This window comes from Alteromonas sp. HB246098 (assembly GCF_054890645.1).
In genome coordinates, this window is sequence record NZ_JBTZUG010000001.1 from 715,626 (window position 1) to 729,510 (window position 13,885).

The 13,885-nt window shown below is 45.1% G+C and carries 8 protein-coding genes; 2 read left to right on the forward strand and 6 right to left on the reverse strand.

The genetic code is table 11. The features are described from left to right. Positions 1-214: 214 nt before the first annotated feature. The 3 genes from dnaJ to grpE all read right to left on the reverse strand — a co-directional run bounded on the left by dnaJ (position 215) and on the right by grpE (position 4,246). Positions 215-1,348 carry a molecular chaperone DnaJ gene (dnaJ, locus tag ACYTPF_RS03015; protein ID WP_015066791.1) on the reverse strand — a complete coding sequence of 378 codons (1,134 nt, stop codon included), beginning with the start codon at positions 1,346-1,348 and terminating at the stop codon, positions 215-217. A 227-nt stretch (positions 1,349-1,575) separates the two neighbouring features. Further along, a complete protein-coding gene (gene dnaK, locus ACYTPF_RS03020) occupies positions 1,576-3,504 on the reverse strand; it encodes a molecular chaperone DnaK (protein ID WP_461851163.1) in 1,929 nt (642 codons plus the stop codon). Positions 3,505-3,622: 118 nt separating this feature from the next. Further along, entirely contained in the window at positions 3,623-4,246 is a 624-nt protein-coding gene (gene grpE / locus ACYTPF_RS03025; RefSeq protein ID WP_461851164.1) for a nucleotide exchange factor GrpE, read from the reverse strand. Between the two features lie 259 nt (positions 4,247-4,505). Between grpE and ACYTPF_RS03030 the strand changes: the two genes are divergently transcribed. After that, positions 4,506-7,916, forward strand: a complete 3,411-nt coding sequence (locus tag ACYTPF_RS03030; protein ID WP_461851165.1) for a PAS domain-containing hybrid sensor histidine kinase/response regulator — start codon at positions 4,506-4,508, stop codon at positions 7,914-7,916. A gap of 92 nt (positions 7,917-8,008) precedes the next feature. Here ACYTPF_RS03030 and ACYTPF_RS03035 read toward each other — a convergent pair whose 3' ends face one another. The 3 genes from ACYTPF_RS03035 to ACYTPF_RS03045 form a co-directional block, all read right to left on the reverse strand. Further along, positions 8,009-8,902: an aspartyl protease family protein gene (locus ACYTPF_RS03035; protein WP_461851166.1), complete on the reverse strand. Its 894-nt coding sequence runs from the start codon at positions 8,900-8,902 to the stop codon at positions 8,009-8,011. A 113-nt stretch (positions 8,903-9,015) separates the two neighbouring features. Then, positions 9,016-9,684, reverse strand: a complete 669-nt coding sequence (locus ACYTPF_RS03040; protein ID WP_461851167.1) for a response regulator transcription factor — start codon at positions 9,682-9,684, stop codon at positions 9,016-9,018. Between the two features lie 201 nt (positions 9,685-9,885). After that, positions 9,886-12,264, reverse strand: coding sequence for a TonB-dependent receptor (locus tag ACYTPF_RS03045; RefSeq protein ID WP_461851168.1), 2,379 nt, complete (start codon positions 12,262-12,264; stop codon positions 9,886-9,888). 315 nt (positions 12,265-12,579) lie between these two features. On the opposite strand from ACYTPF_RS03045, the gene ACYTPF_RS03050 reads away from it, so the two are divergent. After that, the gene (locus ACYTPF_RS03050) at positions 12,580-13,875 is read left to right on the forward strand and encodes a GntP family permease (RefSeq protein ID WP_461851169.1); all 1,296 of its coding nucleotides are present in this window, start codon (positions 12,580-12,582) and stop codon (positions 13,873-13,875) included. The last annotated feature ends 10 nt before the right edge of the window (positions 13,876-13,885 follow it).

Below are 13,885 nucleotides of genomic sequence, written 5' to 3' on the forward strand. Positions count from 1 at the left end.
TTGGACAGACACTCGCCCTACTCTTATAAAGTACAGTTTCGCAGTTTCGGACACACACTCACCCTACTCTCATAAAGTACAGTTTCGGACAGTCACTCAAAGTTATTTCGTTTACAAGTGAAACTGGCGTAACAAGTTGCAGAGGTAGTAAATATATACTCAGATACAAAAAAGCCCTCTCAAGGAGGGCTTTGATACTTAAATAAGTGACAAACTAGTTAGTTAAGTCGTCAAAGAATTTCTTCACGCCATCGAAGAAACCTTGCGCCTTTGGACTGTGCTTGCTTGACGCCTTGCCCATCGACTCTTCTAGCTCTTGCAGTAGCTCTTTTTGACGTGATGATAGGTTAACTGGTGTTTCAACCACAACCTTACACATTAAGTCGCCCATAGCGCCGCTTCGCACTGACTTAACGCCTTTACCACGTAAACGGAACATACGGCCAGTCTGCGTTTCAGCACTAATTTTCAGCTTAACCTTGCCGTCCAAGGTAGGGACTTCAAGTTCGCCACCAAGGGCTGCTGTTGTAAAGCTAAGCGGTACTTCGCAGTACAGGTTGTTGCCGTCGCGCTGGAAGATATCGTGTTCACGAACGTGTACTTGAACGTACAAGTCACCTGCTGGTGCACCATTCTCGCCCGCTTCACCTTCACCAGAAAGACGAATACGGTCTCCTGTGTCTACGCCTGCAGGAATCTTAACGTTAAGGGTCTTGGTCTTCTCTTTACGACCATGACCGTGACAGCTGTTACAAGGATCTTCAATAATCTTGCCCTTGCCTGAACATGTCGGACACGTTTGCTGTACAGCGAAGAAACCTTGGCGCATTTGAACCTGACCGTTGCCGTGACAGGTTGGACAGGTTTTAGGTGAAGAACCTTTTTTCGCACCTGAACCGTCGCACACGTCACACTCGACCAGCGTAGGTACGCGAATATCAACGCTCTTGCCGCGAACCGCTTCTTCAAGACTTAGCTCTAAGTTATAGCGAAGGTCTGAACCTTGGCGCGCGCGAGACTGACGTCCACCGCGACCACCGCCGCCAAAGATATCACCAAAAACATCGCCAAAGATATCGCCGAAGTCGGCACCACCACCGAAGCCGCCGCCACCACGGTTTGGATCAACACCTGCGTGGCCGTATTGGTCGTATGCTGCACGCTTCTGCGAATCTGACAGAATTTCGTAGGCTTCCTGGATTTCTTTAAACTTATCTTCCAGGCCTTTATCGCCTTGCGTACGGTCAGGGTGATACTTCATCGCAAGCTTTTTGTACGCTTTTTTAATTTCACGTTCGCCCGCGCTTTTATCTACCCCGAGTACTTCGTAGTAGTCTCGTTTCGACATATCGTTTACATATCCTACTTTTTTGTCGACAAGCTTGTAATGCTCGTCGAATCTACAACTGACTGTTGTGAAAATAACCTGTTTAGGTTTTTAATAACGCTAAGTCATTTAAACCAAGCTATTTACACCAAGTTATTTACACAACAAAGGCGCAACAAGAAATTCCTGATGCGCCTGAACTGCTTAAACGGCCCGTTACTTTGGACTAACGGGCCTGACACAACAGTTTACTTCTTGTCGTCGTCTTTCACTTCTTCAAATTCTGCGTCAACAACGTCGTCGTTTGCTTGACCAGAAGAAGCTTGCTGCTCAGCGCCTTCTGCGCCACCAGCTGCTGCTTGTTGAGCTTGCGCCGCTTCCATCAGCTTGCTAGACGCTTGAATAAGTTCTTGCGTTTTCGCTTCGATTTCTGCTTTGTCTTCGCCTTTAGACGCTGTCTCAAGAGCAGTAAGGGCTTCTTCAATTGGCGCTTTGTCTTCAGCACTTAGTGCATCGCCAACTTCTTCAAGCTGCTTACGTGTAGCGTGGATCATACCGTCAGCTTGGTTACGCGCTTGAATTAGCTCTTCAAACTTCGCATCGGCTTCTTTGTTCGCTTCTGCGTCTGCTACCATTTTTTCTACTTCTTCATCGCTTAGACCTGAAGAAGCTTTGATAGTGATCTTCTGCTCTTTACCAGTGTCTTTATCTTTCGCAGACACGTGTAGGATACCGTCAGCATCTAGGTCGAAGGTAACTTCGATTTGCGGTACACCGCGCGCTGCTGGACGAATACCTTCAAGGTTGAACTGACCAAGAGACTTGTTGCCGCTTGACTGCTTACGCTCACCCTGTAGTACGTGTACTGTTACCGCAGACTGATTGTCTTCCGCTGTTGAGAAGGTTTGTGACTTCTTAGTTGGGATAGTCGTGTTCTTCTCGATAAGCGCAGTCATTACACCACCCATTGTCTCAATACCTAGAGACAGAGGCGTAACGTCTAGCAGTAGTACGTCTTTAACGTCACCAGAAAGTACACCACCTTGAATTGCTGCACCTACTGCAACTGCTTCATCAGGGTTAACGTCTTTACGTGGCTCTTTGCCGAAGAACTCAGTTACATACTTCTGTACTAGCGGCATACGCGTTTGACCACCAACAAGAATGATGTCGTTGATGTCGCCTACAGAAAGGTCTGAATCAGCTAGTGCTTGCTTAAGTGGGTTAAGCGAGTTTTTCACTAGGTCTTCAACCAAAGACTCAAGTTTTGCACGAGTCAGCTTAATAGCTAAGTGCTTAGGACCTGTCGCATCAGCCGTGATGTAAGGCAGGTTAACTTCAGTCTGTTGTGAAGAAGAAAGTTCGATTTTCGCTTTTTCGCCTGCTTCTTTAAGACGCTGCATAGCTAGCGGGTCTTTACGAAGGTCGATGCCTTGATCTTTCTTGAACTCTTCAACTAGGTAGTTGATAACACGGTTATCGAAGTCTTCACCACCAAGGTGCGTGTCACCGTTAGTTGCTAGTACTTCAAACGTGTGCTCGCCATCTACTTCGTCAATTTCGATGATAGAGATATCGAAGGTACCACCACCTAAGTCGTATACCGCAACAACGTTATCGCCCTGCTTCTTGTCCATGCCGTAAGCAAGAGCAGCAGCAGTTGGCTCGTTGATAATACGCTTAACTTCAAGACCCGCGATACGACCGGCATCTTTAGTTGCTTGACGCTGAGAATCGTTAAAGTAAGCAGGAACAGTAATTACTGCACCAGTTACTTCTTCGCCAAGATAGTCTTCAGCGGTCTTCTTCATTTTCTTAAGTACTTCAGCAGAAACCTGAGGAGGCGCCATTTTTTCGCCTTTAGCTTCTACCCATGCGTCACCGTTATCAGCACCTACAATTTTGAAAGGCATGATGTCGATATCGCGCTGAACTTCTTTATCTTGGAAGCGACGACCAATTAGACGCTTAATAGCGAATAAGGTGTTTTCAGGGTTGGTTACCGCCTGACGCTTCGCTGATTGACCTACAAGCGTTTCACCATCGTTTGTGTAAGCGATGATTGAAGGGGTTGTACGATCGCCTTCCGCGTTTTCAATTACGCGAGGTTTGTCGCCGTCTAGAACTGCGACACATGAATTCGTTGTACCTAAGTCGATACCAATGATTCTACCCATTTCGTGTCTCCGAATAAGTTTCTTAATGCTGTACTTTTAGTGGGGTTATTCCCCGGCTTTTCAATAGATGCCAGTAAAAAAACTGACATTTTCGTGTGTTTGTCGCAAAAAAAGCGTATTAGGCTTGCGTATCCACACCGTCGCTTGGCGCGCGCGATACCATTACCATGGCAGGGCGTAACAAACGGCCGTTAATTTGATAACCTTTTTGCATCACTGCCATTACTGTATTTGGCTCGTGGTCTGCACTTTCTTGCATCGACATCGCCTGATGCAAATCTGGGTTGAAGGTCTCACCCTGCGGATCAATAAGGCTTAATCCGAATTTCTCAATAGTGCTTAAGAAAGTTTTGTGGGTCATTTCCACACCTTCAAGAAGCGGCTTAACGGCTTCATTGTCGCCATCGGTCATTTCGATTGCACGTTCTAGGTTGTCGATAACCGGAAGCAATTCACCCGCGAAGCGCTCAAGGGCAAATTTACGTGCCTTCTCTACTTCACCTTCAGCACGGCGACGCGCGTTGTCAGCGTCTGCACGCGCACGAAGCACACCATCTTGCTGTTCTTTGATCGTTGCTTGAGCTTCAGAAAGTGCAGTTTCTAGTTCATAAATGCGCTGTGCATTTTCATCTAGCTCTACGCCTTCTGCTTCTGGCGTTTCTACCTGCGCTTCTTCTGCGCCTAGTACAGTTTCATCAACTGAATTTTCTTGTTCTGCCTGCACGTCGCGATTATCGCTCATGCCTACCTCCAAACGTTTTTCTAAATTAGGCATCACCCAACCAAATTAATTTAGTGGGAATGAGTCTGTTGCGCTTAGTTATGGGGCTAGATTTAGGGTGATCAAGGGTATCCACAATATTTTTGTGGACGATTTTTAAAAAATTGTGGGAGATGCGCCATATGTAAAGAACATGTTATTGTAAGTTCGTATAAACTGCATAGTCGCGAGTTTTGAAAATGCGTGGAATTACACGGACGAACTATCACACAGGCTACCAATGTTAAGTATCTGGACGGTTGGCACTATTGTTGGCATTTACCTTATCGCCCTTTTCGCTTTGGCGTTTTGGGGCGACAAGCGTTTACGCGATAACCGACAACACCCTGTACTGTACAGTCTTGGACTGGGCGTGCACTGTACATCTTGGGCATTTTTCGGTACCACCTCTCAGGCTGCACAATACGGCTGGGCAATCATCCCTACTTACTTAGGGATCATGCTGACTATGGCATTTGCGTTTCCTGTGGTGCTTCGTATAAGTAGAATGTGCCAGCAGCATAATATCAGCTCCTTAGCTGACCTCATCTCGCTTAAATACCAGCACTCTCATTTAATTGCCGCACTTATCACTTTACTGTGTTTTTTTGGTGTTGTGCCCTATATAGCCCTTCAATTAGACGCTATTACAAAGTCTATTAACCTACTCACTGGCGAACCCCAAACCACCACGCCTTGGTTAAGCATTTACGTGGCCGGACTGCTTGCCATATTTGCTATAACCTTCGGCACGCGCACGCTAAATTTAACTGATAAGCACCCTGGCTTGCTGCTTACCATAGCTTTTGAATCAATTATCAAGCTGGTCGCGCTGTGGGTTGTGGGTATTTTTGTTTGCTTCTTTCTATTCGATGGCGCGTTAGATTTAATATCTAATGCCGCATCAAATGACAGTGCCAGAAACGTCATTTATGCCGATAGCGCGCCTTGGGTTTATTTATCACATGTAGCCCTTGGCGTTTGCTCTATGTTTGTATTGCCACGCCAATTTCACATGAACTTTGTTGAACAAAACGGTGAGGGTGAACTCAAAACCGCAAGGTGGCTATTTCCACTTTATTTATTTGGTATGACTATTTTTCTAATACCAATTGCACTTGCAGGAAAAATATTGTTGCCAGAGGCCACAAGCTCAGATGCTTATGTGCTAGCACTACCTCTACATGCTGAAAATATTGCCCTGTCGTCCTTTGCTTTTATAGGCGGTCTTTCAGCCACCACAAGTATGGTAATTGTTGCAACGCTAGCCTTGGGCATAATGATATCAAACAATGTTGTAACACCGCTGTGGCTTAAAGCGCAGCTTAAGACTTCGCCCAATCGTTCAATGCAGTCAAACAAAATACTGTCTATACGCCGTATTACTGTAGTAGTCGTTTTAAGCATTGCACTCTGGTACCACCTTAATATAAGTCAGGCCGCGCCCTTAGTTAAAAGTGGCGTAATTGCCATTGCGCTGTTAGCACAGTGCATGCCCGTGTTGATGTTCGGAATCTATTGGCGGCGTAGCAGTAAAGCCGCCGCTATATCCGCTTTGCTAGTGGGCTCTACGTGCTGGGCGATATTTCTACTCTACCCTAGCCTGCTTTCTAGCTACTATTTTAATCCTGCTCCAACCGACCAAGTGCTAGGGCTGGGGTTTGCTTTTTCGTTATTGGCTAACTGCATGACATTTGTTGTTGTCGCGTTCATTTCTTCGCAGCACGAGTCAAACCAAACCGATGCCACACTGCAAAATAATTCGGCGCCCAATTTACTCGTCAAAGTGCGTGACTTAATAGCGCTTACCGAACGGGTACTCGAGAGCGCCACTCATTCCCAGCTTGTAACGCAACTCACGATTGATGTTGAGCGTGCTTCCAGCAGTGGTTATGCCAGCCAAGCACTTATCAACAGAGTCAATAAATTGCTCGCAGCTCAGGTGGGAGCACCGAGCGCTCGAATATTATTAGGCGCGATAGCAGATACAGGCAGTGATACCCTACCGGAATTAGTCGACTGGGTAGAAGAAGCCTCTCAGTCTTTTCAGTTCAATCACGAAGTACTTCAATCTTCGGTACAAAATATCGAACAGGGCATTAGTGTTCTTGATGACAAATTGCAGTTACTGGCATGGAATGACAGATACGTAGAGCTTTTTGCTTACCCAAAAGGCTTTTTGAAAGCAGGTATGCCAATTACCGACATACTGAGTTACAACGCAAAGCGAGGTTTGTTTAGCCCCTCCTCGATTGATAAACGAGTGAGCTACATGCTTGAAGGTACGCGCCATAAGCATATTCGCAAACAGCCTGATGGAAAAGTTATAGAGCTTAACGGTGCGCCCCTTCCTGGCGGAGGCTATGTAACGACTTATAGCGACATTACACAATACATAGCAATTCAAAAAGAGTTAGAAAGTGCAAAGGAGGATTTAGAGGCAAGGGTTGTTCAACGCACCGCAGAATTAGAAGAAGCAAAACTTCATGCTGATAAGGCCAATGAAAGCAAGACTAAGTTTTTGGCAGCCGCAGGACATGATCTGATGCAGCCTTTTAACGCCGCCACATTATTTGCCAGTATGCTAAGTAAAAAAACACAAGGCAGCGAACTGGCCGCACTGTCTGAGGGTGTGGTTAACTCACTAGATAACGCTCAGAGCCTACTTTCTATGTTGCTGGATATGACAAAATTAGATGCTGGCGTACTTACACCTCAAAACGCTGTATTTCCGATTGATGAAATTCTGTCGTCGCTGGTACAAGAGTTCAGTGTTATCGCAAAGCAAAAAGGGGTTACGCTGAGGTATGTAAAAACAAGTGTCATGGTGTATTCAGATAAAAACTTGCTGCGTCGTGTGCTGCAAAACTTATTGTCCAACGCGGTTCGTTACACACCTAAGGGCAGTATTTTAGTGGGTGTTAGGCGCATACAAACAGCAAATTCCGAAAAGGCAATAAGGCTTTGTGTTTACGATACCGGTTTAGGTATTGCCGCACACCAACAGCATGAAATTTTTAGTGAGTTCCACCAGCTGGACAACAACAAAAGTGAAGGGATTGGATTAGGCTTAACTATTGTAGAGAAGATTTGCCGATTACTCGGCCATCAAGTAGGGCTAACCTCATTACCCGGCAAAGGTAGCTGTTTTAGTGTTACAGCAACCCGCACAGCACACGCTAGTGGTAATTCAAAACAAGCGCTGGAAACAAAGCGCTATAGCAAAGAATTGTTTTTGGAAAACACGCATTTTCTACTTGTCGAGAACGATGAGCAAGTGGCGGATGCAATGTGTGCACTCCTTGCCGATTGGGGAGCAAATACAACCCTAATAACCAGTGGCGCCGAAGCCTCTAATGTTTCTCACCAGCAGTTTGACGTACTAATTGCTGACTACCATTTAAACTATGGAGAAAGCGGTTTTGATGTAGCGGCGATATTATCTGAAGAAAACGTGAGTTTCGCGCTGAAAGTATTGGTCACCGCTAATAGAAGCAACGAAATAAGAGAAGAAGCGGCAGCATTACAATTTAGCTACCTACCTAAGCCCTTAAAGCCAGCGGCGCTAAAGCGACTGCTTAAACAGTCACTCTCTCACCGACATGAAGACTCCGATAGTCCGAGAAATTACAATGCAAAGCGCTTAGGCTAATTTTGACTTCTTCAATAACTACTTCAAAAAAATAAGTTGATAAATGACTTATTGATTTTGCTTTTATTGCGTAGCCACATGCGTAAACCTCGCTATTGAGGTACATTAATATGGAGCCGACCGTAGCGATAATCCAACGTAACAACAAAGTCTTTAAGCAAGTCGTAACCAATAAGTCCTACCACGCGTTTCCCACCTATACGGCTGCCGGTTCTTTTGTACTGACTTTCTAAGTTAGTGGTTTGCCCTTCTGCAGGGAAGCTTACTTTAACGTTGCTAATTTCAAACGGTCCAAACTTTACCATGTCTGAAGTGGCGAACTCGTTTACGCCTGAACTATTGGCCCCAAATGAGGTACTTGTGCCCTCCACTTTCTCTAGCAAGTCTGCTTTAGATGCAGCGCGGCGGTTAACTAATATTGTGCCAGCATTACCAGTATCTATACGAAGCCATAGCGGTACGCCGTTAATTTCAACTTGTGCAATGGGCATACCCGTGCCTTGCTGAGTAGTAGCCGGTACGTTAGCCACCTCCTTCATATTGACCGAGTCTCGCGTTACAAGGCGAATTTTTCTGTGCGGGTAGTCTAATTGAACAACAAAACTGTTGAAAAAACCTGCTCCTAGTAACATACCGTTAGAATGATGACCAAGGTTGGTTTCAACCAGCGAATCTAACTTAAATGTGGTTCCAAAAATTTTAACGTCCACATTGTTATAGGCTTTTCTTTTTTCAACGCCATAAACCCCCTTCACGTTTACTGGTCTGCCTTTATCGAACGCTAAATCATGCTTTCTTACAAAGGCGCGGTTGATACTGTTTATCTGGGCGCCTGAATCCAGCATTACCCGCGATTCAATGCCGTCAATTGTAACGGGAAGAAATACATGACCGTTATCTAATGTGAAATCAACCCACTGTGTGGCTGCTCCAAAAACCTGGCAAGAAGAAAGTAGAAGAAAAATAAAAAGTGAAAAGCGCTTCATCAATATTCCTTTTGTTTTAGCATTGTTACTCCTAGTCCTTTACGCTAGCACAATTTTAGATGCAGTTCGATGCTAGGGGGCCAAAAGCAGCCCAAACAACATATAAGCTTTTACTAGCTCAAGTGCATTGCATTTTTAAACGCTATGCCAGCCTTGGTTCTATTGATAACGCCAAGTTTTCTTAACACCGCCGAGACATGTTGCTTAACGGTAGATTCTGAAATAGCGAGTTCGTAAGCAATCTGCTTATTAAGCAAGCCATCTGATACCATTCGTAGCACTTTTAGTTGGTGGGGGGTAAGTTGTTTTAATCTAACCGTAAAGTCATTGGAGTCTGATACGCTATCTGTGTTAGAGGCTGCAGAATTTTGTGACGGCTCTGTGGGCATTTGAACTGAAGGCGGTATCCAAGTTTCCCCATCAAGTACCGTATATACCGCATCAATAATACATTCAACCGAGGCCGATTTGGGTATGAAGCCACTAGCACCTAGTGCAAACGATTTTGCCATGACGTCTGCTTCTTCTTGTGCGGTAATGACGACTACAAGTACATCAGGGTATAACGCATGCACTTCAGCCAAACCATTTAACCCTTCATTGCCTGGCATGGTGAGGTCTAAAAAAAGCAGGTCTATGTCGTCATTTGATTTGAGACAAGCAAGGGTATCGGGGAAGGTCGAGGTTTCTACAAGCTCAATGTGCTCTACACTTTTTAGCGCGTGACACATAGCGGCCCTAAAAAGCGGATGATCGTCAGCAATCAAAATTTTTACGGACATAATGCTATCAACTTGTAACTACCTTGTTAATAATAATCATATCACGTCGGCTAATAAAGGTTAATGTTGTTAATGGAACTATTCACAAAACACACGTACTGGCCAACGTTCCCCTTGAAAAGACTAGGTCAAAATTGAGTACGCCTAAGCATAAAAGCTTAGGCGTGATGAACAGCGTTTATTTTATCTAAGCTATACTGTTTAGAATCGATAACCCACCGTAAGGTGAACAGTACGCGGGTCACCGTAATAACCAATAAGTGTTGTATCGCCACCAAGACCTGGCCCAAAGTTACCCTCACCGTCTTGTGTGACAAAGTCATATCCGCCAACCAGATATTCTTCATCGGTTAAGTTTTTCACGTGTAACCCGGCATACCAGTCGCCTTCAACGCTTTCCCAGCGCGCGCTTAAATTCACCATACCATAAGCATCTTGTTTAATAAGATCGCTGGTTTCAAAAATAAGGTAATCATCACGATAGTAGTAGTTGGCGTTGAAGGTAATATCCCCAAAGCTCGTCTCTAGCAAGTAGTTAGCATTAAAATTAAAGGTATTCTCAGGTGTACTCGCTAAGCCAATCAATGGAGGAATAGCATTGTTTTTCTTAATTTCAAAATCAATAAAGCCATAAGCAACATCAAATTGTAGGTTATCGGTTGCTACCCACGTCATTTCTAACTCTGCACCTTTTGCGGCAGTTTCCGCTGCGTTGCGCAGACGCTGATCAAGTGCGGTAGGGTCAGATAAATCACCCTCTACACCAATGTATTGACGATCTTTGTGATCATATGAAAACAAAGTGACATTCATGCGAAGCGCGTCGCTTAAATCGCTTTTTACACCCACTTCGAAGCTATCTACAACTTCAGGTTCTACACCAGGCTCATTAGTTTGAGCTCGAGGGTTAAAGGTGCCTGATTTGAAGCCTTGTGAATAGCTAGCGAAGAACATGGTATCGCGGTTCATTTGATATTCCACACCCACTCGCGGGGTAAAGCGAGACCAACTTTCTACCGCTGGCGCATCTAACACATCATCACCATCAGTGTCTGTCCCAAGTACTTGAGGCACTAACTGTCCGTCAGGGCGCACATAGCCTTCTATCCAGTCGGTGTAAGGATAAACATTAGCGAAGACCAAACCGTTGTTTACATAAGCCGTCTTCTCTTCGTCGGTGTAACGGGCACCAAGGGAAAGCGATAGCTTATCGGTAACGTCGTAGTTCATTTGCGCATAAGCAGCCCAGCTTTCTGAGTTATTGCAGCCTGTCACTTCTCGCGTCAATCCAGAAGCTCCAAGCGCTTGCCCTAACACACCCAAAATTGCATCAAAATTACCGCAGCTCTCACCATCGTAAAAATAAAGCCCTGATACTAAACTAAATGCGTTCCCGGTATAGTTCGCTTGAATCTCGTGAGTATTGTTACTGTCGTCATACTCTGCCGGTACATCGAAAATAGGCAACGGTGTATTATCGAAATCAATGTTGGTAGGTGAATAACTCTCTCTGTGCGAACCAATATATTTAAGCTCTAAATCATCATTCACTTGGTATCTTGCCAACCAGTTATAGCCTTCTAGCTCGACTTTATTCCAGGTAGGTAAGCTGGTGTAAGAATCGTAAACCGAATCAGGTACGGGCGCATCCGTCAAAATACTGGGAATTAAACGATAGCCGCCCTTAGCATTTGATGTATCTTCGGTTTTATCCCAGCCAATGCGGAAAAACAAATCTTCACTTGGGTGAACTTCAAGTGTCACGCGGGCTGCCCAAAGATCTTTGTTATAGTTTTCTTTGTCTTGGTTAGGCAACGCGCTTACTAGGTACTCACCGAAGCCGTCGCGGTTTAAATTGGCATAACCCACGCCAAGGTATACGGTGTCTTCAATAAGTGGAATTTGACCGGTAATTTTGATATCTCGCTGGCTATAGCTACCTACGGTCGCCTCAACGTTCATTTGCGTATCACCAGTCATTTCCTTAGTGACGTATTTAACCGCCCCACCAATAGTGTTCTTTCCGTAAAGCGTTCCCTGTGGTCCTCGCAACACTTCAATGCGCTGTACGTCTAACAAGTCAAGTACGGCTCCTTGTGGGCGAGCAATATAGACATCATCCACATAAATACCTACGCCTGGTTCATAGCCCCAAAGCGGGTCTTGCTGGCCAAGTCCGCGAATAAATGCCGTTAAGGTTGAGTTAGTTCCACGACTGGTTTGCAACGTTGTATTCGGTGAAAATTGCTGTACTTCGGTAAGTACACTAATCCCTTTTTCGCCTAGCTCAGCAGCGCCAACAGATGTAATAGCAACGGGCGTTTCCTGAAGCGACTCGACAGTTCTTCGTGCTGTTACTTCAATGCGTTCTAGCTTTCCTTTTTGCTCTTGTGCGTCAGCATTGGCCTGTTCATCCTGAGCGAATACTGGCGCTGTACTCAATACGCTAGCCACCGCAAGGGCACATAAGCTATGCATAGGGCGTTTTACTGAAGCTCTTTCGTCTTGTTCTGTTTTAACTGCGGCTGAATATGGTTGGTAAGGTAATACCAAGCTATTAATGTGTGTTGATTTAGACATAGTGAGTCCTTGTTGTTCTAAGTTCTAGGGCCTGTTGGTCTTCGCTGTACTTCAAAACTTCAAAGATCAATAGGCTCACGTCACTGTCGGATGTATTGCCTACGGTCAAAATCACTTTAGTTAATTAATTGTTAATAGTATGTAGTACCATCGTACTATGGGATTTTGATAAAAGTAACGTCAAACTCTAGGTCTGTTATGAATGCTTTTTATCTGATTTGCATACACTTTGTGGTTTTAGGTGTGGGCAAGTCTTTAATCGACTTAACTGTTTCGGATCATCTGCGGTCACAGATTTTTTAAGGAATATTAACTATGTTAAGTATGATTGGCTTAGTAGGCGGTCTGTTGTTGCTTATTGTTTTGACAATACGCGGGATGAACCTCTTTATTGCTGCACCTTTGTGTGCGCTTGTAGTTGCCATCACCAATAATATCGGCGTTTTTACTGGTGACGTGAATTTTGTTCAAACCTATATGAGCGGTTTCTCAGGCTTCATTGCTTCTTGGTTCTTTATGTTTTTACTTGGCGCATTATTCGGTAAATTCATGGAAGACACTGGAGCTGCAGACGCTGTTTCTCGCTGGATCATTACCAAAATTGGTTATAAGCGCGCTGTGTTAGCTGTTGTGCTAGCTTGCGCTATTTTGACCTACGGCGGTGTCAGCGTGTTCGTTGTGGCGTTTTCCGTCTATCCAATGGCGGTAAGCTTGTTTAAAGATGCCAACTTGCCACGCCGTTTTATTCCGGCAGCCATGGCGTTTGGGTCGGTAACATTTACTATGACGTCGGCGGGCTCTCCTGAAATTCAAAACTGGATACCTATAAAGTATTTAGGCACCTCACCTTTTGCCGCATGGGAAGTCAGCCTTATCGTCGCCATTTTCATGGCATGTTTTGGCTACTGGTGGCTGGCCAAAATGATTAAAAAAGCGGTAAACAACGGCGAGAAGTTTGAGGCCAGAGCAAGCGACCCTGAAGTGCGAGACCGAGCGTTACCCCACCCGCTTACCGGCATTGTGCCCTTGGTGGTTGTACTAGTCATTTCATTTTTATTCCATGAAGAGCTTGCTCAACTTGCCCTTATTCTTGCGTTAGGCGGCGGCGTGCTGTGTTTGCTGGCTATTAATTACAAGCATTTTCACAGTTTGCCAGTTGCCATAAATGCGGGCACGACTGGTGCGTTAATTGCCATAGGTAACACTGCCGCTGTTGTAGGGTTTGGGTCTATTGCAAAAAACACCGAAGCGTTTCAAACAACGGTAGCGCTTATGACCCAAATTCCCGGTAACGAACTGATTGGCGCCGCCATTGCAGTAAGCGTAATTGCAGGGTTAACTGGCAGCGCATCAGGCGGACAAGCTATCGCATTACCCTTAGTTGGGCCGCATTATCTTGACCAAGGCGTTGAACCAGAACAGCTACACAGAATTGTATCTATATCTTCAGGTGCACTGGATTCCTTACCCCATAATGGCTACGTAGTGACCACCATACGGGCCATCTGCAACGAAACCCATCAGGCAGCATATTGGGCCGTGGGTGCACTGACTGTAGTGGTACCTATGATTGGATTAGCAATGGCAATTAGTTTGTTTAGCTTTATGTAGCATGGGCTTA

Coding starts and splice junctions, on each gene's coding strand:
- dnaJ (WP_015066791.1), bottom strand. CDS start 1,348: ATGTCGAAACGAGACTACTACGAAGTACTCGGGGTAGATAAAAGCGCG.
- dnaK (WP_461851163.1), bottom strand. CDS start 3,504: ATGGGTAGAATCATTGGTATCGACTTAGGTACAACGAATTCATGTGTC.
- grpE (WP_461851164.1), bottom strand. CDS start 4,246: ATGAGCGATAATCGCGACGTGCAGGCAGAACAAGAAAATTCAGTTGAT.
- ACYTPF_RS03030 (WP_461851165.1), top strand. CDS start 4,506: ATGTTAAGTATCTGGACGGTTGGCACTATTGTTGGCATTTACCTTATC.
- ACYTPF_RS03035 (WP_461851166.1), bottom strand. CDS start 8,902: ATGAAGCGCTTTTCACTTTTTATTTTTCTTCTACTTTCTTCTTGCCAG.
- ACYTPF_RS03040 (WP_461851167.1), bottom strand. CDS start 9,684: ATGTCCGTAAAAATTTTGATTGCTGACGATCATCCGCTTTTTAGGGCC.
- ACYTPF_RS03045 (WP_461851168.1), bottom strand. CDS start 12,264: ATGTCTAAATCAACACACATTAATAGCTTGGTATTACCTTACCAACCA.
- ACYTPF_RS03050 (WP_461851169.1), top strand. CDS start 12,580: ATGTTAAGTATGATTGGCTTAGTAGGCGGTCTGTTGTTGCTTATTGTT.